Origin of the sequence: Shewanella sp. SM95, from assembly GCF_025653595.1 — a bacterium.
In the GTDB taxonomy this organism is placed as follows: Bacteria; Pseudomonadota; Gammaproteobacteria; order Enterobacterales; family Shewanellaceae; genus Shewanella; species Shewanella oncorhynchi.
Genome location: NZ_JAKKSE010000002.1, coordinates 253,910 through 277,650 on the forward strand (window position 1 = coordinate 253,910; position 23,741 = coordinate 277,650).

Below are 23,741 nucleotides of genomic sequence, written 5' to 3' on the forward strand. Positions count from 1 at the left end.
ACGGACATAGGCAGTTCTATGCTCACTATAACAGCGATCAAAGCCTTTAATGACAATTATATCTGGGTGTTACAACAACAGCCCCATACTCAGGTTTATGTTGTCGATCCCGGCGATGCAAGTGTGGTCATTGACTATCTGCAAGCCAATCAACTCACGCTAGCGGGTATTTTACTGACCCACCACCACAATGACCATACGGGTGGCGTAGCAGCGCTTCAAACCTATAGTCATAATAGACTCAGGGTTTATGGCCCAGATAATGAGAAGATCGAAGGCATCACACATCCACTGCACGCAAAAGCCAAGCCCAGATTCACACTGGAGTATCTCAGCGCTGAGCTGCAAGTCTTAGATGTACCAGGCCACACAGCAGGACATATAGCCTACGTTGTTGAAGATGCCTTATTTTGCGGTGACACCCTGTTTAGCGGCGGCTGCGGACGCTTATTTGAAGGCACGCCAGCGCAAATGCTCAACTCACTACAGCAACTTGCCCAGCTTCCCGCCGACACTCGGGTGTATTGTGCCCATGAATACACACTTTCAAACCTCAAATTTGCCCTCGCGGTCAATCCCAACAATCGCGAGCTCCAAGACTATAACGAACGCGCGATGCAGTTACGTCGCCAAGACAAGGCGACTGTTCCCTCCACCATCGCTTTAGAGCGTGCCATCAATCCCTTTTTACGCCCTAGCGACACTGAAATTGTTGATAACATAAAACAGCATTTTAGCAGTCTAAATCACGCAAATTTAGACGAACTCAGCGGTTTTACCTTACTCAGACAGTGGAAAGATAATTTTTGATCACAAAAGCAATATTATAGATTGAAATTCAAACAGTTTTTCTCATTTTTGATGATGTAAGTCAAAAATGGCCTTACATTATGTACGATAATTAAGGGACAAGATCGAAAAGATCCCATAGAATGGCTCGTTTTGCGTGAAAACTTTGCGCGCTGCGTCGTCTTTATCTTCATATAAAACATACTGTTACTATAAAGAAAAGCGATGCACTAACAGAGGACTACCGTTTTCAATGAGAGTATCACTTTATGTTGTTGTAGGGGGATTTGCCCTACTCACAGGCTGTCAAACATTAGACAACCATGGCGTTAACCAAACAGAAGTTGAAGCCGTCACAACCGAAAATACAGTCCCAGAATATTACCTCGCAACCGAGGCTCCATCGGCGCAAATTACCGATGTGTGGGAGCGAATTCGTCAGGGCATGCAGTTACCGGTTCCAGATCAAAAATTGGTGAATCAATACCGTGATTGGTACATCAAAAATCCACAGCATCTGGCGATCATCTCGGAACGTGCTGCTCCTTATATGTACATGATTGTAGAAGAACTTGAAAAGCGTCATCTTCCTATTGAGATAGCTTTGTTACCCATAATTGAAAGCGCCTTTGATCCTTCCGCATCATCGACTGGCGCGGCATCGGGTCTGTGGCAATTTACCACACCTATGGCCAGTCATTTCGGTTTAGAAATGAACTGGTGGTATGACGGTCGTCGTGATGTCCCCGCATCAACGACTGCGGCGCTCGATATGCTGGAATACCTCTACGATAAAACCAATAACAATTGGCTTTATGCTATTGCTGCCTATAACTCGGGTGAATCACGGGTGCTCAATGCAATCAAACGTAACGAGAAAAAAGGCTTAAAAACGGATTTTTGGTCATTGGATTTGCCCAGAGAGACGGAGCGCTATGTGCCGCAACTGCTCGCACTGGCAGAAGTCATTAAACACGCTGATGAATATGGTATTTCTTTAGCGCCAATTGACAACAATCCGACAATTGAAGTGGTTGATATTGATAGCCAAATTGATTTAGCCATGGCGGCAGGTTTTGCCAATATGACCACGCTTGAGTTACAAAAACTCAACCCAGGTTATAACCGCTGGGCTACATCGCCACTTGGTCCGCACACCTTAGTGCTACCAATTGATAAATCGGAAGAATTTAAAAAAGCGCTCGCTGAAACAGAAACCGAAGATAGGATCAGCTGGTTACGTTACACGATCAAATCTGGCGATAGCATTGGCAAGATTGCTACGCAGCACCATACGACCGTTGCCGCTATTCGCGCCGCCAACGGCATGAAAAGCAACACGATCGTCGCAGGCAAGCATTTGATTATTCCTGTCGATGCGCAAGACAAACAGCTTTATGCCCTGTCAACTAAGCAGCAATTGCCGAAAAAATCACATGCTGCAGTTGAATCAACAAAAATTGCTTATCAGGTTAAGTCAGGAGACACACTCTCAGAAATAGCCCAAGCCCATAAAGTGACGGTGAAACAACTCAGCACTTGGAACAAATTGGCTAAGAATAGCAAGCTACAAAACGGTCAGCAGTTAGTGATCTTAGCACCAAAGGAGCTTGAGCAAACCGCACAAATTCGTACTGTTAGTTACAAGGTAAAATCCGGTGATTCACTTGCCCGTATCGCCAATAAATTTAACGTAACTGTTGCCGAGCTACTCGAGTGGAATAGCCTAGCGCAATCACAGTATTTACAACCAGGCCAAGTGATCAAATTAGTGGTTGATGAAACTAAGTTGAGTGCGTAAGGACTAAACTGGCACATAGTTCGAACGGATTAGTGCTATAAATCTGAGCCATAGATAACAAAAAGGCAGCAACCCTATCGGATTGCTGCCTTTTTCTATTACGGGCTTTTCTATTATGAGAGGCGGCGTTATTCCATCGTCAGTAATAAGACAACGGGCGCCATAACAACGGCATCAGACTCTAATGCTTTAGCGGCAAAATGCGCTTCTAAGCGAGCACCATCTGCAGGTATTCCTGCAAATGCTTTGGGCGGAATACTAAATGAAGTCGTGATCACTTTCCCTGCCGCCAATTGGCTATCACGTAATGCTTGGGTAAACATCATATCATCCGACCAAGCCCACAGACGTTTGCCCTCTTGCGTTACCAACCACAAATCCGCCGTCATCCCAGAGTTATAACGTAGGCCGACAGCATAGGTTTGTGGATTTGTCACAGTCAATGTCGCCTTAACCGACTGCTTAAAATCGATAAAAGGTTCTAGAGTTAATTCGCCGCGAAGCAAGCCTTGTGCCTTTTCTGCCATCACAGGTTCAGCCTTTAATGTCGGAGTGCTTTTAAGCCCAGAAACATCGAGCGCCAGATCGGCAGCGCGAATAATCTCAGGCTGAACGGCCGCAGCTGTTGTAGTCTCACCCTTGGTTGACTGACTCGTGTCAGCGGCTTCGGGCGCCGAGCACCCAACAAGTTGCCCGCCGACAAAAGCACTCGCGCAAACAAGTAATGCGTAACGCGTTGAAGCAACCATTAAAAACCGCCTAGTTTTTTCAATAAGGAGTCTTTTAATTTTTCCTTAGCTTTGTCGGTTTCTTCCTTTAGCTGATTATTCAGTAAGGCTTTAGTATCCAAAGCATATTCAGGTTTTTGGAAAGTGCCTGTAATCGCCAACGGAATGTCAACTCCAGCCAGCGCATCTTTGTCGCTACCACCCTGACCCTTCAATGAATTCACTAGGCTAGCGGTTAGTCTGTAGTCCAAGGCTTCAGTCAATAAATTCGCAGTGCCTTTACCATCCAAACGCAGTAAAGGCGAAGACAAGGCAAGATCTGGATTCGTGGCAACGCCATTATCCAACGAGAAACTGCCCGTCAGACTCGAGAAGTCAGTTTTGCGCTCCGCCTTCGTTTCTGGCGATAAGTCGCCCTTTAACTTAGCTTGGGCGCTGCGGATCATCTGTGGAATATTTACCCCGTACAGAGCACCGTCATTAATATCAAAATGACCATTCGCTAACAGGTTTTTCTTTAACTGCTCAGGGATCAAACTCTTACCTTTCCCCTTCACATCAAAGTTGGCTGTACCCGCCAGTAAATCCACATCCGCTGCATCTTTCAGCAAAGGACGAATTTGTACGCCCGTCACTTTTTTATCGAATTGATAACTTGCCACCGCTTGACGAGCATCAACCTGAGCGCTCACCAGCAACTGACCTTGATATAAATCCGCATTCAGTTTCGTCAAATCTAACACGCCATTTTTAATGCCCACATCCATTAACCAATTTTGAGTCGACAGATTCGCGACCTTAATAGACTTAACAGTCAACTTGAGTTTTACATCAAGCTGCTTAAGGGCTGAGAGATCAGGCTCAACTTCCTGAGTGTTTGCTGCTGGCGCTTGTTCAGCGGTGGCCGCAGCCTCTGTTTTTGGTAGCAGTGTATCTAAATCAATATCACCAACTTGAAAATCAGCATTAATTTGTGGGATTTTCGTACCATAATTAACACCCACTTTACCCGCAGCGGTAATGCTCGCCGCGGTAAGCTGCGCAATATCGACGGACAATTGCTGTTTATCAAGGGCGATTTGAGTTGCTAAGCTGACAGATGTTTCGAGTTTCTTGTTCGGAATACTCTCACCTTCCACCACAGTATCAATTTTCAGCCCATTGATAACGAGTTGTTTAAAGTCTCGACTGAGTTTTAGTTCACCTTTAGCTTCGCTACTTATCGTCATATCCGGCATAGTTGCACTGAATTCAAAGGCGATAGGCGCAAATTTATCTAAAGAGAACTCACCTAGGGTGAAGCTACTTAAGGTAAAGACTTGAGTCTGCTTATTAGCTTCGTCAATCATATTAATTTGGGTATTGGTGATAGAAATGCCACCAATATTAATGTCGTTAAGTTTGGCATTCGATGAGGATTCGGCGGCAGTTGGAGACGCAGTTTTTGGGCTATTATCGCCACTCAACCCATCGAAACTGCTAGTGCCATTTTTACGGGTGACTAAATTGATCGTTGCGCCATCGAGACTCAATTCTGCAATTTCAATTTTCTGACTAAACAACGGCATTAGCGCCACTTCAGCAACGGCTTTTTTGACTTCTAACATAGCCTTAGGCGTAAAGCCTTCAGGGTTAGATAAAGACACCCCTCCTAAATTAATACCTATAACAGGGAAAAATGTCCAAGATAAATCGTCAGAAATGACTAATTCACGACCCGTTTGTTTTTTTACGGCATCGACTATTTCAGGTTTAAAATCATTAGGGTCGAAAAAGACGGTGAGATAAACGGTGACTAAAAGAATGAGCGTCACCATTAAGGCTAAGAGCCACTTAATGAATTTCATATAAATATCCTTATCAAAAACAACTTGAATTTATAGCAACTAATGCATTTAGAAATGTTAATTTAAAAATGCAAAGTTCAACATTTCATCACTTACTGCAATACCATTTTCATCCGCATAGAGCATCATACCGGGCTTAACCGTCACGCCCCCCATATCGACAGCCACATTAATTTGGCCTTGACCTAACTTTTCGGTTTTTATCGGCATAGCCCCTAAGGCAAAGACACCTAAGCTGAAAGTATTTAATCTTGCCACATCGCGAACACAACCATTAATCACTATCCCTTGCCAACCATTATCTAAGGCGCTCTGCGCTATGAGATCCCCTAACAATGCGCGGCGCAGAGAACCGCCGCCATCGACAACGAGCACTTTTCCATGCCCATCCTGTGCAAGTATCTCTTTTACCTTTGAATTATCCTCAAAGCACTTTACTGTGACTATCTCACCCCAGAAGAGCCGTTTACCACCAAAGGGTTTAAATGCAAGGGGAAGTAACTGTAATTTAGACGGATAGTGGTCGAATAAATCTGGTAGTAGATCAAGCATTTGAATCTCCATGATAGTCTATAACTTTAGACTACTCATAATTGTAGACCCCGACAAGGTCAAAGCAAAAATCAGCGGAATTTTTTATTTCATTTTAACGTGCAAAGGCTTGGTGTATATTGGCATAAGCATTATAATCTGCGATAGTTAACGTCCTATGACACTCTTTAAAGTTTCATACATTTGTTCCCACACCTCTTTGTTATAAAGCGAAAACCAAATGACAACTGATCTTGATTTACAGAGCGCAATCGCAGCTCTTGATGAGTATGGATATGATAAGAAAGTCTCAACGGATCTTGAGCAAGCACGTAACAAGCAACAAATGGGTAAATATATTAAATCTCTCGACTATAGTTTACGTCGACTATTGATATTACAAGAAACCGTTAATGAGTTAGTTGAAGAAAAGAAACATCAATTAGCTCAGCAAGAGAATATTCAAACCTACAAAACAAAAATCATTAACTTGTCGAGAGAATTTAACATTTCTTACGATGAAGTATTAGCGCTGATGGCATCATCTAAATCTAAGAAGTAAATTTATCGCCATTGTGCTCTATCACCTCGCAGTTAAATTGTTTGATTAACATCTGCATATGCCATATAACGAAATATATACTTTTTCGGTTATATGGCAGAATTTTCGGCTTTTCATTATTCGCACAGTGTTAACGATTTCATTTCATAAGTAACAATGCCAACTTATGTTAAGCTCACACTATACCTGTCTAGCGATTTGGTATAAAAAAGCAGAGCCTAAGCTCTGCTGATTTATATCAATATGCGAACTTATTTGCTCTGCATTAATTGGCGAATATATTTCACTGGTGCACTACCATAACTCAAGAATGTTTCGTGGAAGGTTTTAAGGTCAAAATCTTTACCTTGCGATTTTTTGTATTCTTCACGGAAATCATAGATTTCTCGATAACCGGAATAGTAACTCGTCAGTTGCACTTGACTAAGTGTCGCACGGCGCCACTTGCCTTCGGCTTCAGCTTGCTGTTGGAAGGCTTCATTCATCATCAGGGCAATAGCTTGGTCTTCGGTCATGCCTTTCACATGAATGCTATAATCCAAAATAGTGTTACAGATAACACGTAAATTCCACTTGTAGTACATCAACCACATTTCAGGCTCAAAATTACCATAGCCTTCTTCTAACATCATACGCTCGGTATAAACCGCCCAACCTTCAACCATAGCGCCATTGCCAAATAAACTTTTCACTAAACTCGGAGATTGATTAGAGTAAACGAGTTGAGTGTAGTGCCCTGGGATGGCTTCATGAATATTGAGGATTTGCAGGATCCAGTGATTATATTCACGTAAGTAACTCTCGGCAGACTCATCACTCATGCCATCGAGTGGCGTCACGTTATAATAAGTATTACCTGACTTCTCATAGGGTCCAGGCGCACTAATTGATGCACCGGCATAACCACGCATATATTCGGGCGTTTCACGAACAACGAGTGGCTTTTTAGGATCCAATGTGACTAGTTTTTTCATATTTACAAATTCAATCAGCTCTGGAATTTGCTTACGCACTTCATTCACGAATTCATCGCGCTGAACATGCTGAGTCGATAATTTATCGATTAATTGGCGAATGGCGAGCTTACTGTCAGCAGGTTTTGGCGTAGTAAAATATTTAGGCCATAACTTATCGGTAATTTTGGCCATTTCTCCTTGAACACGCTCTTTATCGGCTACGGCTTTTTGATATAGCTGTTTCGCCGTCATCCCCGCTTGAATATCAAAGGCAAATTTTTGCTCATATAACACCTCGCCAATTCTAAAACTACGTGCTCCATCTTTTTTAAGTTGAACCACTAATTTGTCTAACCAAGCGATATGGCCGTTAATCGCGGCAGTTGCTGCATCGAAACGCGTTTTAAATAACGCTTTTTCCGCATCAGTCAGACCAGAGTCGGCGACCTGTTTTAATAAGTCATCGGAAAAAACCGAAAATGCACCTTGATTCTGCAGCACAGCTAACTCAGTGTGCTCCAATGTTGGTTTGCTAATGTTCGCCTGCGCGGCAGCATAATAAGCTGGCACATTTTCTAAACGCGCTAATACCGAACGTAATCTGTCATCTAATGGAGCGAAATTTTCATTGATGATTTGGGCAAAACCGCCCGATACGTTGTAGCTTGAAGGATCCCACTGCCAGGATTTAAAACTGTCAATTTCCCATGCCATGCTACCGAGTAAATTGTCGATCAGATGGTAATCAATCAGCTCATTCGGCGTTAGCGACTTTTGCTCGAACTGAGTCAATTGCGCTTGCTGAGCTTTCACAAACGCTAAGGTCTTTGCTCGACCTGCTGCATCGGGGATTTCAAGGTAACCATCGTTAACATGCTTGCCACTGTATAAGGCCCAAGTCGGTGATAATTCCCACAATGAATCAATAAAGGATGCTGAAAATTGCTCAAATGAGTGGGCTTTAACTTCAGGTGCGACTACGGGCGCGGTTTGACTCGTATGGGATTGACAACCAGCAAGGCTGGCCAGCGATAGCACTATCGCAAGGGAAATAGCGTTTTTTTTCATTATTATGGGTCCTTTGTTAAGATTTATCAGGCATACAAAAATTACCTCAGTTAATCATATTGCCCCAATAATTGCAGCTATGTTAGCCATGAATACATGCGCGGTTACAAAATTGTAAGTTCTCAATATTTTACCGCCTATCATTCGCCTATTCGACGTATAAGCCCCTCTTTACCAAACACACACACAAATAATGATAATCGCCTATTCTGTTTCACCTCCTGCTATAATATCGCCCTGCTTCACTGTTCATGCTTTAGCGTAACAGTTTGCTTATACATTATTGACCTGACCCTTTACCTGAGACATTCAATGCCATTTTCCAAACTTGGATTAAGCGATCCGATTTTAAGAGCCATCACTGAGCTCGGCTATTCACAACCTACTCCGATCCAAGAAAAAGCCATTCCGGTGATCTTGAAAGGCAAAAACCTGCTTGCTGGCGCGCAAACAGGTACAGGTAAAACCGCCAGTTTTGTGTTGCCAATACTGCAAATGTTCGCCGACATGCCGAAAATCCGTGCTAAACGCGTTCGTGCATTAATCTTAACGCCAACCCGCGAATTGGCCGTTCAGGTAGAAGACAATATTGCCAAGTACGCCAAATACCTGCCGCTGACGTCTATGGCCATGTATGGTGGCGTGGATGCCACACCGCAGAAACAGCGTCTTATTGAAGGCGTCGATATTCTGGTGGCAACACCCGGTAGATTGCTCGATATGTACACCCAAAGAGCGATTCATTTCGATGAAATCTCGGTATTAGTCCTAGATGAAGCCGATAGAATGCTCGATATGGGATTTATCGAAGACATCAATAAGATCATCGAACGTCTGCCAACAGAACGCCAAAATCTGTTGTTTTCGGCAACCTTATCTAAGCAAGTGCGCTTTTTAGCGAAAACAGCGGTTGAAAACCCTGTCGAAATTGAAATTGCCCGCGACAGCGCAAATGCACCGCAAATCGACCAATGGTTGATCACTGTCGATAAAGATAAAAAGTCGGCCCTGTTAAGCAAACTCATCACTGAACAAGCGTGGGAACAGGCACTGATCTTTATCCAGACGAAACAAGGCGCCGCCAAACTGGTTAGCCAACTCGAAAAACGTGGCATTGCCGCCGAAGCCATTCACAGCGGTCGCAGCCAAGCGGTACGCGAGCAACTATTAGTGGATTTCAAATCTGGCAAACTACGCTTTTTAGTCGCGACTGGCGTTGCTTCCCGCGGTATCGATATCGACGCCCTCACCCGTGTGGTCAATTATGATTTGCCCGATGAAGCCGATGATTATATTCACCGTATTGGCCGAACCGGTCGTGCAGGCGCCTGCGGCGAAGCCATCTCCTTTGTTTCTAAAGATGATTTTAGGAATCTATGTGCTATCGAGCGGCGTCTAGGTCACCTCATAGTGCGTAAAGAAATTGAAGGCTTTGTGCCGAACAAAGAAGTGCCTGTGTCTATTCTCGATTTTGTGCCCAAAAATACTACGCCAAAAACCTTTAAAGCCCGGGCACCTGAGGCCAGATCCTCGCGCCCCGCGAAAGAAGGCTCCTTTGAAACCGCCCATGCGAAAAAGCATCGCAGCGCGAAATCAAAGCCAGAGGTTAAAGCCAATGTAACACGGCCGCAATCTATTCAGACTGACAATGGTAACGAGACAACAGGTCGCAGCGCGCCCTTTAATCCGTGGAATAGCGGCCCTAAAACTAAGTAATAACTCAGTACAAGTCGTGACTTATTAGATATAAAAACTCATTAAGATAGAAGATATTAGCATGATTACATTTAGCACCAATCTAGGCGACATCACTATAGAACTCGATTTTGAACATGCGCCTGTCAGTTCAAAAAACTTTGTCCGCTATTGTGAAGAAGGCTTCTTTGAACACACGATTTTTCACCGAGTGATCAAAGGCTTTATGATCCAAGGCGGCGGGTTTACCGCAAAAATGAAGGAAAAACCAACCCACGAGCCTATCGTTAACGAAGCCAACAAAGGCCTAAGTAACACCATAGGCACAATCGCTATGGCTCGCACCGATGCGCCTCACTCGGCCACCGCGCAATTCTTCATCAACACAGCCAATAATGACTTTTTAGACCATACTGCCACCACCAATAACGGTTGGGGCTACGCGGTATTTGGTAAGGTTACTGCGGGAATGGACATTATCCAGCAAATTGAGAAAGTCAAAACCTCCACGGTCGCTGGCCACGAAGACGTGCCCCGTGAACCTATCGTCATCGAGAAAGTAACGATTAATATCCAAAGTTAATTTTTAAAACAATAAGACTTTTTCGTTAATATGATTAATCGCTCAGTTTTAGTTAAGCGATTAATCATTTCCCCAAAGTTATTTAGTTAACTTTTCAGTACCATTCAACGCAATTTCATTTTATATAAACCTAAAAACACTAAATCCCCAATACAAAATCACTTAGTATAAAATCAACTGATGGATTATTTAAGCGTTGCCATTATTGACTTAAGACTACTACATATAAAATTAACCTCACAATATAGACCTCTTTCAAACAATGTTATTCATCATAAAAGCTGAAAAACAGCAGCACATACCTGACATCAATATCTTATACTAGCCGCACAAGTTGATAATATTAAAACAATACACCAACCATAATCCTTATGGTAAAAAGAGGCTTAACTTGCCATCTGATATAGATAAAAAAACCATATCTGTATCTATTATCATTTCTTGCTAATGCTTATTATCCCTATTTATTTTTAAGCCAGAATCATTACTACCTTAAGCAGCGAATCCTATTCAGATAAGCAGAGAAAGCTTGCTATAGTGATCAGAAAATGATGTTTCTATTGGATTCTAATAAGCTATATCGTAACTTCTGTGTCTTTGTTGATTAAACCAGAACTCTCATGACAAAACTTTTTGACTAGAGATAGCGTCTAAGCATTTAGGGAATTTATTTTGAATAATAGAAAAGGTAGTCTGTTTATGGTTGCTGCGATGGCAGCATTTTCTATTGAAGACATGCTGATCAAATCCGCAGCAGAAACCACCTCTATCGGCCTCATTTTAGCGTTATTTGGCCTAGGTGGAATGTTGATTTTTATACTGTTAACCTGGCGAAAGGGTGAAACTGTGCTTCATCCTGCAGTCTTGTCTACCCCCATATTAGTACGTGCACTATGTGAAATCGTCGGCCGATTCTGTTTTGCTTAAGCCATCACGTTAACACCACTCTCAAGTGCATCCGCTATTTTGCAAGCCACACCTTTAATCGCCATGCTTGGCGCGGCATTGTTGTTCGGTGAACAAGTGAATCACAAGAGATGGCTTGCAGTATTGATTGGTTTTATGGGCGTGCTGATGATCATTCGTCCAGGACTTGATGGTTTTGAGGCCACATCTTTATTCGCCGTTATCGCTACCTTAGGTTTTGCAGGACGCGATTTAGCAACACGCGCAGCCTCTCCCGTATTATCTAATATGCAGCTTGGAGTGTATGGTTTTTTTGTGTTGATTCCTACAGGCTTAGCGATACTGATTTACCAAAATGAAGCAATACAGTTTAGTGCTACCGCAGCAATACAAATAATTGGAGCAATCGTCTTTGGTGTAGTTGCCTATAATGCGCTGACAATCGCTATGCGCACTGGAGATGTATCGGTAGTAAGCCCCTTTCGTTATACACGTTTACTCTTTGCCTTAGCTTTAGGAATATTTATATTTGGAGAATCCCCAGATTTGCTGACTATTCTGGGAAGCCTACTCATAGTATTAAGTGGCGGCTATACCTTAGTTCAAGCGCGTAAAAGAATGACAACGAATAACATAGCTAATGTGGCAAAAACCTAAGGACTCACTAAGAATGGCTAATCGTATCTCTGAAATGATGGGTTTTAGTGAGGATAATAACGGACTAGAACACCCTGAAATGGTCCCAAATAGGTCCCAGAGCAACAAAGGGAACCAGTAAGATACTGATTCCCTTTGCTTTAATTTGGCGGTGAGAGAGGGAGTCTACTTCATGATATAACGTATTGAAAAATAAAATTAATATAAGCAGAAGGCAGGGCTGCATTACTTTTTGCATTACTTCTGATTTTTGATGTTTTTTTCAATTAGACCAATGACTTACCCTGGGAATCCGGCTCCTCGACTTCAGCTCAAAATAACAGCATAACTAATTGAATTCATTTATTTTTACAAGCTTACCGGGAAGTCAATAAAAATTTAACTATAACTAGCACTAGTCGCCATATTTAACTGCTATTCGTACATCTGTGATTTATTTTGATGGCTTCAATGCGTAGATCAGACGTTGTTTGAGCAACGGCTTCATCGCTAACTGGCAAACGTGAGATAACGCTTGCATGGTGTTTAAGTTTAAGTGTGCCACAACAAGCATGCCATATAACTAACCATCATTCTCATTCGCTTTGGCTATCACCTCTTTTTGTTTTTGGGTCGCCTCTTCGATAATTTTTGTAAAAAACTTTCTTTTCTCCCTAAATGATGCGTTGCGCACAAAATCAGAGAATGCTGTGGATTTGACTTTGCGACGCTTGGTAATCATTAATACCTCCCAAACCTGCAGCAAGCAGAACAACCCATATAAGATGAAAAATCAAACATTAACTTTTTGTAATAATTGCATAATTTTAAATATATCGTTTATCAGCACAGTTTAAATCACTGTTTCTCACCGATAGTCACTTTGTACATTTATATCAATGATGACTTCAGGATGCGGTCTCTAGGTTTTAATAATTGTTTATAATCCTTCACAAGCCAGCCACCGGTATCTGAGCGCCCTGGCTTTTAATATAATCCAAGTCTGCTTGGTCTAAATCGAACCACTCACCTTCCCGTCTCTTATGTGCAAATCGGACGTGTAACTCCCGTTCCGCTTTGGAGTAACTATCAAACCAGCTGTAATTGATAAGCTTAATCGGAAACGGCAACTTCACTTCGAATAGCCGGGTACGAGATTTTATATTTACAGTCTTGCCTATTTTGTAACCGTATTCCGATTCGATCAAGTACACGTAACCGGGTACATCGAGATACTGACCACTATTACCCGGCGATTTAAGGCCAAGGATTTTACCAAACTCCATGTCATCCAGTTCGGGGAAGTGTTCGGCGAATAAATCTGCAAGCATATAGCGCACGCATACATCGTCAGCGAATTTAAAAAATGGCTTGTTTCGCCAAAACTGCCTGCCGCTTGGATTCGGTTTAAGGGTGATGTCTGCTCGAGCCCAACAGACTTTGGCACTGCCGTCTTGAACATTAACTGATAGCACTACGCCTAAAGCAACGACATCCCCGACAGTTTCAGCTTCGTTCCACTGTGCTAACACCACACAGTGCCGTGGACGCAGTTTTGAATAAAGTTCCGCTGGCGCCAACAGACAGCTTTCAAGAATCATAGTGTCTGCTTCTGACTCAGAATTGACGGCTAATCTCCAACAATGGTTCATAAAAGTATCCCTATCAATTGTAAGTAAACTGGCCAGAACGAATATCTAGAGACTGCAAACGCAAGATTGAATGCAATGTACTACTATTTCTCTATAGACAGAAAACCCTCATGACCCGGCGCGATATCTAAAGCGCCAAGCCATCACGATTAAGTGCTGTTACCTTTTCTTTGCTAGCACTGAAATTAGACCGCAGTCATTTGGCTTATCAAACGAAGCGCTTCCACTAATATATTCAGCTATTAGTTTTCCGATTTTGGCAACGGTAGCGGGATCAGTTGAGATAAATCCCAAAGGCATGGTTACAGGTAAAGATTTTGGTTGAGTGAAATGATAAATAACCGCTACCAATTCATCTTCAAGGTGAAGGATCTCGACATTGCCATCCAAGAAACCTTCAACAAGCCCTTTTGTCTCACCATGGAACTGCCCAATTTCTGTCTCCCATTGTCTAGCAGCTCGGTAATTCCCCTCATCGGATATTGGTAAATACAGGGTCGGCTTATAAAGGTTTTTGTGTTTTGTACTCGACTTATTGCCAAAATCACTTAAGCAAGAAGTGAAACTTTCACTCTTTGCCCAGTATGGATCTGAAGGCGCAATCCAACGAAATCGAGTACCGCCGGTATCTACTTTTGCCTTGATTCGTTTTGCAAGGACCGGTGCTAGTGTCTTCTGGAACGTATCCCAGTTGCTTGTCGAATAAATAGGACCTAGCAAGGTTACTCTTGCTGATTTGGTATGCTCCTCCAACATCTTCAAATCCTCAACAAAGTTAGGATTGACAAGGTTTGTCTTGCTATCAAATACCTTCAAGGTGTCTTCATCACCGAGTGTGACCATTGCCTTAAAAAGGCTCATCATGTTATCAGGTCTTGATAAACGAGATAACTCTATAGTCACCAACTCATGAACATACTCAGAGCTATTTAGCTCTTCAAAGTCTTCACGTTCGACAGCTTTGCCATCGTTGTCCATCTGAAATTTTGTTTTCAAACGCAACGGTAGCTGGCGCAGCTTATTGACCGAGTTGACAGTGTATACAGAAGGGCGTTGATTGCCCGCCAGCGTCAATAGGTTAGGTAGATAGTCCTTATCAAGGATCTGGTTAAACTGATGCTGAAAGTGCTTTTCCACCAGCTTTTCGCTTTGAGATACCGTACTATCGTCAATTTTCAGAAATATACCTGCTTTCCACTTGTCCTGAATATTCTGATTACTAAAGCAGCTGAACGTCGCTAAATCAAATGATAACGAGGCGCCACTATCCTGTATGGTAGAAAGCAATGGGATCTCACCGACATCAGAAAAGTAACCTTTTGATTTTTCTGTTAAAGTAAGCCTACCATCCGGCGACAGTTCCAACTCTCCACGCTGAACAAGATCAGAAATCGCTTCTTCAGTCTCAAGCCGACTTAGTCCAAAATAGTTTGCTACATGTGACTTACTCATTGGAGCAACATGTATAAGCCTCAGCACAAACTCTCTTATAAAAGGCAACCCTTTTTGCGAAATATATGAGAACTGAATATTAAACCTTTGAGCTGGCAGTAAAAAGTCAACCTCATGATAAGTAAAAGCATTTTCCGGACTCATTTCAGTTACCTCCCTGCTTAGCTGCAATAAACTTGTACCCAGCTTGCTGACCACCCTCATTCATATAGCGAATAACGGAACCTAACGGAAGTTCCTTGTTAACACCCTTCCAAAGGTCCGCATTACCAACAATTAACAAACGGTCCATGGCTCGAGACATGGCAACGTTAATTCGATTTGGTGCTCGCAGGAAGCCTGGAGAATGTCGCTTATCAGACCGTGTCAATGACAAGACAATTATTCTGTTTTCCTTTCCTTGGTAGCTATCAACTGTGTCAATTTTGACAAGATCCTTAAAGCCATCACTCCAAATTTCTTGATTGAATTTCTGACGAATTAGCCTTTTTTGTTCGGCATACATGCAAATTACACCGATTGCTGCTTCATCTTTATGTATTAGCTTTAAGAGTTCAGCGACGAGCTCAGTATTCTCTGATACCTGTTTGAGCACATTAATAATTTGATCAGCTTCGCAGCGGTTGTAGATACTCATCCCACGGTCTTCTGAATGATGCGACCTCTGCCCTAAGCTAGATGTGTCAAGCCAGGTCACGACACTGCGAATGGCTTGTGGCGCATTCTTATAGACATCTGGTACAACTCGCTCCCCATTTCGCAGTTTTCCGTCGTAAAAGGTCTTGGATACCAAATCACCAATTGGTGGGGCCATACGGTACTGCGTCAGCAACGCTGCGCTGGCCTGCCTACCATAAACAGAGTTAAACGCACGAGCAAAATCACTTTGTAATACTTCATCAATATCTGTTCGCGAATTGTTTATCCCTAATTTCCTTGCCAACGCAGCTTTATGCGCATCGGAATATAACGGAGGAAGCTGTAGGTGATCTCCCACCAATAGAATGCGTCTAGCAGACTGCATCGCAATGGCTAATTCACTCGCAATTGAACGCGCAGCTTCATCAATGATAACCCAGTCATAAATTTTGTCCTGTATACCAATGTGCCCCTGCCCAATACCAACACATGTGCCAACCACCAGCTGTCTGGAGCGTGCATAAAACTCATCAATGTTAACTCGCTCTCCCGACAAGGCATCCTGCATATCCCTTGATATTTTTGCTATCGCTTTGACACGACGAGCCTCATCAGGCCTTACCCCATAATTGGTACACAGCTTGGAAATCAGTAAGTCTTTGGCATCAGAGACCTTAGCTTCAGAATCTAAGCTAATGCCATACGCTGAACTCAGTTTGGAGCGGATAGAAGAGTCGAGTTCTATTGCAACATCCTTCAACTTTCTTCTGTCCGTCTCATCAACCAAGTCATTGACTTGGTATAGCAATGACTCGAGATGGTCAATTTGCTTAAAAAGCTTAAGCTCTGCTAACACAACACTCGAGATAAACTCTGGTTCCAGACCAATCGCATCGCTCAAGGCTTCAACTCGGTACTTACTTTCAGCATTGAACAGTTCACGCTTCTCCGTTGTAATCGCATTTGAGTAAACGTCTTTCAGGCCTGGCGATACAGCGCCTTCGCGGTTACTAAATCTAACAACTTCCAAAGGTGTATTCAGACGAGCACAATGCTTTCTGATCCGCTCTGCCGCAGTATTCACGGCTTCATGTGACTGGCTAACAAGCAAAATTCTTTGGGTGTTCTGCTTTTCTACCAAATAGTGCACAAAAGCGGCAATAAATTCTGTTTTACCAGTCCCTGGTGGTCCCTGTAATAAAGAGAGTGGGCCATTATTGACCAACTTGGCAAAAGCGTCCCGTTGCTGCTCATTCAAACTAATCCTATTTCCGTATTGGTCCTCTCGGTCATACCTGGAGAAATCTGAATCGCTTAAGGTGATACCGTAATTTTGAGCAGTAGTTTTGCAAGAGGGATCGAAAAGATCGATTAAGTCAGGCATTACGCCTTCACGGTCGAGTAGTCGCTCCAAAGCTCGTTTGCGCTTCTGGTACGATGCGCGATCCTGCTTGGTACGAAAGAACACAATATCTGAGTCAGTCAACGAGTAGGCTGCTTGACGGGTTTTGACCAGACGGATCTCCTTTAACGCAGATTTCTTAAGTGACACTTCGCCAATGAATCGCTCTGCCCCATCTTGATCAACCACTAATGCTTCGACTTCATCGCTACTGCTGAATCCACCAAGAGGGTCTATATCCGTTGAGTAAGGGAGCAACAATTCACCTTTGGCTTCTGCAACAGGAACAATTTCACCGCTGACTTCAATATTGGGATAAGATTCTGTCTCAGTATCCAAAATTGATCGCCAGAGTTTCGTTGTCGAAATTTGTAGCCTTTTTGCCGAAGAAGGTTCCAAAGCTTGTTCGTCTAGCCTTGCGAAAGCTTCCTTTAGCTGAGTAGTAAGGTCGTCTTGTTGTTCTTGCTCGTCTTCAGGTTCTAACTTATCTTCCGGTGCAGTAGCCAGTTCAATCGCACGAGCAAACGACTCTTGATCATTAAGTAGCTTAGTTAAAGCAGACATATCTTGCGGCCGACCGGGAATAATCCTTATTCCCGTATCAATTTCAAACTGACTTTCATCTATATCCTGCTTTCGAATCGATGTACGTGGCCATGGCTTTAACCCAACTTGCAGTACTCTCTGCTTTTTACAGTAAAATGCGGAAAAACTACCACCGATCCCAGAAAAGGTTACTTTGACTTCATTTGACGCCTTCTGATTTGGCTCAACTTTGACGTAAAGGTGTCCATTATCAGGTAAGAGAGTAATAGCTTCATCGGTGCGGCTTACTATAATCTCAATTAGTGGTTGCTCTGACAAACCGATGCCACTGGATATCGCCTTCTTAAAGCGACCCAATCCCCTGAAACCAAATTGAAAGTCCTCCAATTCAGCCCTAATTGCCGTCGCCAAGGCTGGGTAAGTTTCAGACTCGTGCCCCCATTGCAGGCCTAACAACTCACAAGACATCTTCATCACGGCAAAATTATCACGCTCAAAAGAAGTGCATCCATCAATATATTCGGGGCTGTAGAGGTGATTTTTTTGATCCTCGCCTGACGGTGAGAAATCAGGAATATCGACTAAGTAAAGAGAGCGGCTTTCAGTCTCAAGCATCACATTGCCAGGATGGATATCGCCATGAGATATTCCAAGGTCGTGTAAATGCTCAACTGCCGCAACAAACTTACTAATTAGCTCGATTTTTTCATCGTCAGCAATTAGCGCTTTATCCCAAGTTTCTCCTTGAATGTGATCTGTAACCAAATACAGACTTGAGGACTTAGAAGCAATACCATACTCACGGATTTGCGGCAGATACGTCGGTTTTACTGAGGATAACTTATCCAAAAACTTAAGAAACTTCAAAACCAGGAAATTTGTTGTAGGGTGTTCTCCCTGCCCACCAACATTCAACCATGCCTTTACAAGTCTTCCTTCAGATACATAGACTTCCTTTTCGCCGGTTTCGACTAAAAAATCATCATCTTCGCGATACTGACGCGAGTGATTGATGGGATGCCGATAGGGGTCAAGCTCTGCGTCATCAAACGTTGGAAAAGCTTCGCTTGCTGGTTCTGCTTGCTTCAACGCATCGAAGAACTCTGTTGCAGACGTGAATCTTGCAGCAACAGCATCCAGCAAGACTTCAGAGTACCATTTATCACTCTTTAGCATGTCCTCCTGAACAGTTTCTAAGCTCTTGGGAGACATTCGCTTTGCACTTAACAAGTGCCATGCAACAAGCCCCAAGGTATGAACATCCTGCTGAAAGGGCGTCAAATCCGTCTCGTCGAGCATGTCTAGTGCTTCAACAGCGCCAACAGAAAGACTTTTACGATAATCGCCAACGGTGTCAATAGGTTGGTGGTACGCCGAAATAAAGCTTGAAAGTGCGACTTCTTTAGAAGGAGAGAGCCAAAGACTATGATCCGCAATATCTCTGTGAGCGATTTTTATCTCATGCAGATCACCAAACTTGGCAATCAAAAGCTTAGTGATGTTTAAGCGGTCCAAGTCAGAAAATGCATTACCATATTTTCCGATGAACTCGTTAAAGCGGACATGGCCAGGTGGAAGTTCGTATACTTCACAGTATTCTGCGGTAACTGCATCTTTTTGGACGCTCGTCAGTGAACGCAAGCAGTGGTTGTAAAGGTCCCGGTTCTGGTGATTGATATAGTGCAATACTTCACGCTCGCGTGAAACAATCTCAACTCTTCCTTCTGGTGTGTAGCCTTTACTTCCAGGGGCATTCTTGAAGTTCCAGACACGCAGTAATACTTCTGAGCCAGAGGATATCTCAGACTTTGCAAGGTACTCCCGATAAACATTTTTCGGATGATCGAAAATCTTTTCCTTGGCTTCATAGCCATCTACTCTGAGCGCTTTGGGTGCAGTTTGAACACCTAAGAATAACGTATCGAAGATAGGGAAATCTTTATTCAAATTCTGTGCGTTAGGGTGTGGCCTGAATTGGTTATTAAAAATATTTCGATCAGCAAATTTAAGGAAATCGTTCAATGAGACAGTATGAAGGAGCTGATCCGCTGGCAACTGACTAAAATCGGCATTCCCAGTCATCACAACGAAGAAATGCACTTGAGGAGGGTAACCTTTGTTTGTAAATTGATTAGCAAGGCGCTTCAACTTTTTGTCGAGCATGAACTTTTTGCCACGGGTCACACTGACCGGCGAGCGTCCCATATTTTGCTCACCTTTGTACCAATTATCACCTCGTTGCGTCACAGGCTGATGGTTCCAGTTTTTCAACTCAACGATGATGGCATTGCAGTGGGTGACAATAACTAAATCGAATTCACCTTCTTTTTTTGCCTCAACAAAACGAAATCCTGCATAGCCCTTCCAAGGGAGCATTCCATTGCTGCCATTTCTTTTACGTTGGTCCTTTCCAAACCCAAGGTTTTGCAGTTGATCGCCAAGTGAGCCCCCGGCACGTTCCTTTGCCACCTGAGAATCATTGCCCGAAAAGACGTTTTTTATTTTTTCAATGGCTTCAACTTCGTGTTCTTGAAGACCGCCGTCCCAAATTTCTACTTCCAACGTAAATTCCTTTTAATATTAACCAAATCGCATATAGTCAGGCCGCTACAACGAGGCCCCCGCGACTAAAACAAATAAAACAACGTCTCTTGGCTGAATTACCCTGTGCATTTGGCACCTCAAAGAAGCAATTATGGCCATTGGCATGAGTTTCGTTCTGGTGGCCTAAAGGTGAGAGTTAACTCCTTTTAAATTGACCAAAGGTTCGAAACCTTGATCAAACCGGTAACTCTCACCTTTCCCAAATGATGCGTCAGATGACGTCGCACCTAATCTTTGTCAGCGCACTAAGTCCATCAAGCTTTTGAAATTGTCCACAACGTTGTAAGTGACATTCTTCGAGGCAAGCTCAGCATTGAGCTTGTTGAAAAAACGCTGAGCACATTCAATTTTTGCCTCTTCCATTCCTTTCAGTTGGAGCGAAGCCATTGAGCCTTTCGTCTCCGCGACAAAATAGACGTGCTTGACAGCCCCCTCTTCAAAAGCGATGGCCCAATCGGGGTTATAGTTACCAACCGGGGTCGGAATAAAGAAACCTTTAGGTAACTTAGCGTAGACACTGACCTCTTTAGCTAGCTCCAATCCACCTTGCTCATCTGATTTGGTATCACCAAACACAAACTTCCGCTCAACCTCTGAATCAGTCACCAGGTAATCATAGATATGCTTTTTCAGTGGATTACCTGCATTTGTGAAGTCTTGCTTGACCTGACCAGCGGTAAAGATTGAGGTATCAAACCTTTCTTCCAACAGATCATAGGTTAAATGCTCAACGACCATAGTCGCCTTTTGCTCATTAATGAGCAGCGCCGCCTTACTGATAAAATCTTCCGGATTGTGCCTGAATTGGGCAAAAATCGTGGGATCTATTTTTTGCAGAATGGCAGCAACCGTACTGCGTTTAAGTTTAGTCAGCTCACTTATCTTACCCAGCAGATCATATTTCACTGACGAGTGGACCGAGTGTTGGTACTCCTCACGCTCAGTCTCTGAAACCATAAAACCCTGTCCTGCTTTCAACTGTTCGGCGGTCGCCCCGTCAACTTGTTCACCGCGAACAATGTTGAAGTGCAATTTTTCCACCCGTAGCTTGGCATCCAGTGCACGACTCGCTTTATTAACGAGTTCACTTGAATCAAACTCAACCTGATAGATAGCTTTGTGGTTAATCCGCGACCAGAGCTCCTGAAATTCCTTTTTATCGAAATTACTGTTGAGCGGGTTTATCTTTCCTTTACGGTCATCACCCACATCAGGCAAGCGCTTATCACTATAGACGGCATCCAACATAGTAACTATCTGATCGGCAAACGGCTGCAGCTCCTCTGGCAATCGTGCCAAGGTACCTTCTTCTTTTGCCTTCAAGTAGGTATCGGTAATTCGGTCCTGCTCATCGGTGTAATCATTCTTAACCAGATAACGTTCTATCTTTCTGGCCATCTCTTCGGAGATCTTGATATCGCCTTGCTCTGTATGCAGTACCAAACCCGTAAAATACTTAGCATCCGCTTTTTGCGGTCTGGCAGAGAGCGAGTCACTAATGTCTCTTTGTAAGGCTGCAACGAAATCCTTATAGCTCTCACTCGCCACAACCGTTAAGCGATTAATATCATGAACTCGCAGAGGGTCATCCATGCGGTCACCAAACTGGTTCACCGCCAAACGTAAACCTCGGCCCACTTCCTGGCGGCGTGAAATGGTGTTATCACTGTGCTTAAGGGTACAGATCACAAACACGTTCGGGTTATCCCAGCCTTCACGCAACGCTGAATGGGAGAAGATAAAACGGGTTGGTTCAGAAAAACTCAGCAGTTTCTCTTTGTCTTTAAGGATCAGGTCATAGGCATCGACGTCGTCTGTTTCTGTCGCCTTTTTGCCGACCACCGGGTCAACCAAGCGTTTTGACTTTTTGTCGATAGAGAAATAGCCATTATGGGTTTTCTCAACCGCAATGTCCTTAAGGTAGGTCTGATATTCGCCATCAAATAACCCAAGGTGATTGTCTCGCTCTTGCAGGTACTCTTCTTCGAACATCCGAGCGTATTCACCCTTCTCATCCGCCGCTGAATAATCGCGGTACTTGGCCACTTCATCGATAAAGAATAAGCTCAACACCTTAATGCCTTGCCCAAACAACTGACGCTCTTTTTCAAAGTGTGCTTTAACCGCCTCGCGGATCTGCATCCGGCGCAGCGCTGACTCACTGACATCTCCACAGGCATCGCCAGCGGTCAGCTCAACACCATTGGTAAAGCTGATGGTATCGGTATTCGCGTTAATGTCTGAGACAACGAATCCCTGATACTGGTCAAGTCCGTTGGACTGCTCAAACAAGTTGTAACCCTTGTTAACCTTGCGGACCTCACGTTTTATCCCACCACTGGTCAGGCGAACTTCAAACTCGAGGCGTGCGACCGGTGCTTTTTTCGCTGAAACCTCTATCTGCTCCAAATAGAGGTAGGCATTGGTACCAGCAAGCCCTTTGGTTGTAATACCACGCACAGCGATTTTCTTTACCAGCTTTTGGTTGTAGGCATCCAGCGCGTCGAGTCGAAATACCTTGTTATGCTCAGTCTTATGCGTAGCTGAATAGCGCAGCATAAACAGTGGGTTAAACTCGGCAAAAGAGTCGAGGGTCTTCGCGCCCTCCATCTTCTGCGGCTCATCGAGGATCATAATAGGGCGATTAGCCTTGATGATATCGATGGGCTTTCGCGATTGAAAACTGTCCAGCCCTTCGAGCACCTTAGTACCATCGGCAAGTGTGCGCTCCTGACCATAGATCCGACGTGCATCGGCTCCCCGGGCGTTGAAGGCCTGTACGTTGATGACCATGACATTGATGCCGCCATCAGATGAGAAGGTTTCAAGCTCATGCAATTGCTTGGAGTTGTAAATAAAGAAGCGAGCTTTTTTGTGGTAATCCTCAAGGAAATGCTCAGCGGTAATTTGCAGCGATTTATAGACGCCTTCGCGGATCGCAATGCTAGGCACAACAATAATGAACTTGCTCCAGCCGTATTGCTTGTTGAGCTCGAAAATGGTTTTCACATAGCAGTAGGTTTTACCCGTACCGGTTTCCATTTCGATATCCAGATTCAGCGGGCTTGCTTTACTCGCCACCAGTTTAGTGGATTGTGGTAAATACTGCCGGGCCTGCACCGCCTGAATATTGGCCAACAGCTGCTCACTGGTTAATTGTAAATCCGCATTTTTAAAACCCTCGTCAACCACTACCGTTGAACCAATATGACCTTTGGTATCCGAGCCTGGATCTATTCTGTACCGGCGCGCCGCGTCATCATGCCGTTGGCTTTTAAAACAATCGACGATCGCTTGAACCGAGTTTGCCTGATAGGCCTGGTGTTTAAACTTTAGTTTCATCA

Annotated in this window: 16 protein-coding genes; 7 read left to right on the forward strand and 9 right to left on the reverse strand. The window is 43.7% G+C overall.

What is annotated here, in order from left to right:
- Window positions 1-18 precede the first annotated feature (18 nt).
- Together gloB and L5M29_RS03950 are read left to right on the forward strand one after the other, a co-directional pair.
- A complete protein-coding gene (gloB, locus tag L5M29_RS03945; RefSeq protein WP_263166329.1) occupies window positions 19-810 on the forward strand; it encodes a hydroxyacylglutathione hydrolase in 792 nt (263 codons plus the stop codon).
- Between the two features lie 232 nt (window positions 811-1,042).
- The gene (locus L5M29_RS03950; RefSeq protein WP_168827800.1) at window positions 1,043-2,590 is read left to right on the forward strand and encodes a LysM peptidoglycan-binding domain-containing protein; all 1,548 of its coding nucleotides are present in this window, start codon (window positions 1,043-1,045) and stop codon (window positions 2,588-2,590) included.
- Window positions 2,591-2,718: 128 nt separating this feature from the next.
- Here L5M29_RS03950 and L5M29_RS03955 read toward each other — a convergent pair whose 3' ends face one another.
- From L5M29_RS03955 to L5M29_RS03965, 3 genes are read right to left on the reverse strand one after another with little or no spacing between them, the layout of a single operon-like run.
- Window positions 2,719-3,339, reverse strand: coding sequence for a BsuPI-related putative proteinase inhibitor (locus tag L5M29_RS03955; RefSeq protein ID WP_113939588.1), 621 nt, complete (start codon window positions 3,337-3,339; stop codon window positions 2,719-2,721).
- Window positions 3,339-5,165, reverse strand: coding sequence for an AsmA family protein (locus tag L5M29_RS03960; protein ID WP_263166332.1), 1,827 nt, complete (start codon window positions 5,163-5,165; stop codon window positions 3,339-3,341). The genes L5M29_RS03955 and L5M29_RS03960 overlap by 1 nt, the downstream gene beginning before the upstream one ends.
- Before the next feature lie 57 nt (window positions 5,166-5,222).
- The gene (locus L5M29_RS03965; protein WP_028760092.1) at window positions 5,223-5,717 is read right to left on the reverse strand and encodes a putative 4-hydroxy-4-methyl-2-oxoglutarate aldolase; all 495 of its coding nucleotides are present in this window, start codon (window positions 5,715-5,717) and stop codon (window positions 5,223-5,225) included.
- Window positions 5,718-5,937: 220 nt separating this feature from the next.
- Here L5M29_RS03965 and L5M29_RS03970 point away from each other — a divergent pair, with 220 nt between their 5' ends.
- Window positions 5,938-6,258 carry a hypothetical protein gene (locus L5M29_RS03970; RefSeq protein ID WP_028760093.1) on the forward strand — a complete coding sequence of 107 codons (321 nt, stop codon included), beginning with the start codon at window positions 5,938-5,940 and terminating at the stop codon, window positions 6,256-6,258.
- A gap of 251 nt (window positions 6,259-6,509) precedes the next feature.
- Here the strand turns inward: L5M29_RS03970 and L5M29_RS03975 are convergent, their stop codons facing one another.
- Window positions 6,510-8,282 (reverse strand): DUF885 domain-containing protein, encoded by a 1,773-nt coding sequence (locus tag L5M29_RS03975; RefSeq protein WP_263166334.1) that lies wholly within the window; start codon window positions 8,280-8,282, stop codon window positions 6,510-6,512.
- Between the two features lie 312 nt (window positions 8,283-8,594).
- Here L5M29_RS03975 and L5M29_RS03980 point away from each other — a divergent pair, with 312 nt between their 5' ends.
- The 4 genes from L5M29_RS03980 to L5M29_RS03995 all read left to right on the forward strand — a co-directional run bounded on the left by L5M29_RS03980 (window position 8,595) and on the right by L5M29_RS03995 (window position 12,123).
- Window positions 8,595-9,998: a DEAD/DEAH box helicase gene (locus tag L5M29_RS03980; RefSeq protein WP_263166337.1), complete on the forward strand. Its 1,404-nt coding sequence runs from the start codon at window positions 8,595-8,597 to the stop codon at window positions 9,996-9,998.
- A gap of 61 nt (window positions 9,999-10,059) precedes the next feature.
- On the forward strand, window positions 10,060-10,560 hold the full coding sequence (locus tag L5M29_RS03985) for a peptidylprolyl isomerase (protein ID WP_263138382.1): 501 nt from the start codon (window positions 10,060-10,062) through the stop codon (window positions 10,558-10,560).
- A 672-nt stretch (window positions 10,561-11,232) separates the two neighbouring features.
- Window positions 11,233-11,487 carry a hypothetical protein gene (locus tag L5M29_RS03990; RefSeq protein WP_263166339.1) on the forward strand — a complete coding sequence of 85 codons (255 nt, stop codon included), beginning with the start codon at window positions 11,233-11,235 and terminating at the stop codon, window positions 11,485-11,487.
- A gap of 3 nt (window positions 11,488-11,490) precedes the next feature.
- Window positions 11,491-12,123 carry a DMT family transporter gene (locus L5M29_RS03995; RefSeq protein WP_263166571.1) on the forward strand — a complete coding sequence of 211 codons (633 nt, stop codon included), beginning with the start codon at window positions 11,491-11,493 and terminating at the stop codon, window positions 12,121-12,123.
- A 562-nt stretch (window positions 12,124-12,685) separates the two neighbouring features.
- On the opposite strand, the gene L5M29_RS04000 is transcribed toward L5M29_RS03995, so the two are convergent.
- The 5 genes from L5M29_RS04000 to L5M29_RS04020 all read right to left on the reverse strand — a co-directional run bounded on the left by L5M29_RS04000 (window position 12,686) and on the right by L5M29_RS04020 (window position 23,739).
- Window positions 12,686-12,844: a hypothetical protein gene (locus L5M29_RS04000; RefSeq protein WP_263166341.1), complete on the reverse strand. Its 159-nt coding sequence runs from the start codon at window positions 12,842-12,844 to the stop codon at window positions 12,686-12,688.
- A 208-nt stretch (window positions 12,845-13,052) separates the two neighbouring features.
- Window positions 13,053-13,754 carry a GIY-YIG nuclease family protein gene (locus L5M29_RS04005; protein WP_263166343.1) on the reverse strand — a complete coding sequence of 234 codons (702 nt, stop codon included), beginning with the start codon at window positions 13,752-13,754 and terminating at the stop codon, window positions 13,053-13,055.
- Window positions 13,755-13,913: 159 nt separating this feature from the next.
- Window positions 13,914-15,350 (reverse strand): hypothetical protein, encoded by a 1,437-nt coding sequence (locus L5M29_RS04010; protein WP_263166345.1) that lies wholly within the window; start codon window positions 15,348-15,350, stop codon window positions 13,914-13,916.
- Between the two features lies 1 nt (window position 15,351).
- The gene (locus L5M29_RS04015) at window positions 15,352-20,355 is read right to left on the reverse strand and encodes an AAA domain-containing protein (RefSeq protein ID WP_263166347.1); all 5,004 of its coding nucleotides are present in this window, start codon (window positions 20,353-20,355) and stop codon (window positions 15,352-15,354) included.
- 279 nt (window positions 20,356-20,634) lie between these two features.
- Complete coding sequence (locus L5M29_RS04020; RefSeq protein ID WP_263166349.1) at window positions 20,635-23,739, reverse strand: type III restriction-modification system endonuclease; 3,105 nt, start codon at window positions 23,737-23,739, stop codon at window positions 20,635-20,637.
- Window positions 23,740-23,741 lie beyond the last annotated feature (2 nt).

Bases quoted from the DNA above. Each gene is read 5' to 3' on its own strand.
- gloB (WP_263166329.1), top strand. From the start codon at position 19: ATGCTCACTATAACAGCGATCAAAGCCTTTAATGACAATTATATCTGG.
- L5M29_RS03955 (WP_113939588.1), bottom strand. From the start codon at position 3,339: ATGGTTGCTTCAACGCGTTACGCATTACTTGTTTGCGCGAGTGCTTTT.
- L5M29_RS04000 (WP_263166341.1), bottom strand. From the start codon at position 12,844: ATGATTACCAAGCGTCGCAAAGTCAAATCCACAGCATTCTCTGATTTT.
- L5M29_RS04010 (WP_263166345.1), bottom strand. From the start codon at position 15,350: ATGAGTCCGGAAAATGCTTTTACTTATCATGAGGTTGACTTTTTACTG.
- L5M29_RS03970 (WP_028760093.1), top strand. From the start codon at position 5,938: ATGACAACTGATCTTGATTTACAGAGCGCAATCGCAGCTCTTGATGAG.
- L5M29_RS03985 (WP_263138382.1), top strand. From the start codon at position 10,060: ATGATTACATTTAGCACCAATCTAGGCGACATCACTATAGAACTCGAT.
- L5M29_RS03960 (WP_263166332.1), bottom strand. From the start codon at position 5,165: ATGAAATTCATTAAGTGGCTCTTAGCCTTAATGGTGACGCTCATTCTT.
- L5M29_RS04020 (WP_263166349.1), bottom strand. From the start codon at position 23,739: ATGAAACTAAAGTTTAAACACCAGGCCTATCAGGCAAACTCGGTTCAA.
- L5M29_RS04005 (WP_263166343.1), bottom strand. From the start codon at position 13,754: ATGAACCATTGTTGGAGATTAGCCGTCAATTCTGAGTCAGAAGCAGAC.
- L5M29_RS03965 (WP_028760092.1), bottom strand. From the start codon at position 5,717: ATGCTTGATCTACTACCAGATTTATTCGACCACTATCCGTCTAAATTA.
- L5M29_RS03980 (WP_263166337.1), top strand. From the start codon at position 8,595: ATGCCATTTTCCAAACTTGGATTAAGCGATCCGATTTTAAGAGCCATC.
- L5M29_RS03950 (WP_168827800.1), top strand. From the start codon at position 1,043: ATGAGAGTATCACTTTATGTTGTTGTAGGGGGATTTGCCCTACTCACA.
- L5M29_RS03975 (WP_263166334.1), bottom strand. From the start codon at position 8,282: ATGAAAAAAAACGCTATTTCCCTTGCGATAGTGCTATCGCTGGCCAGC.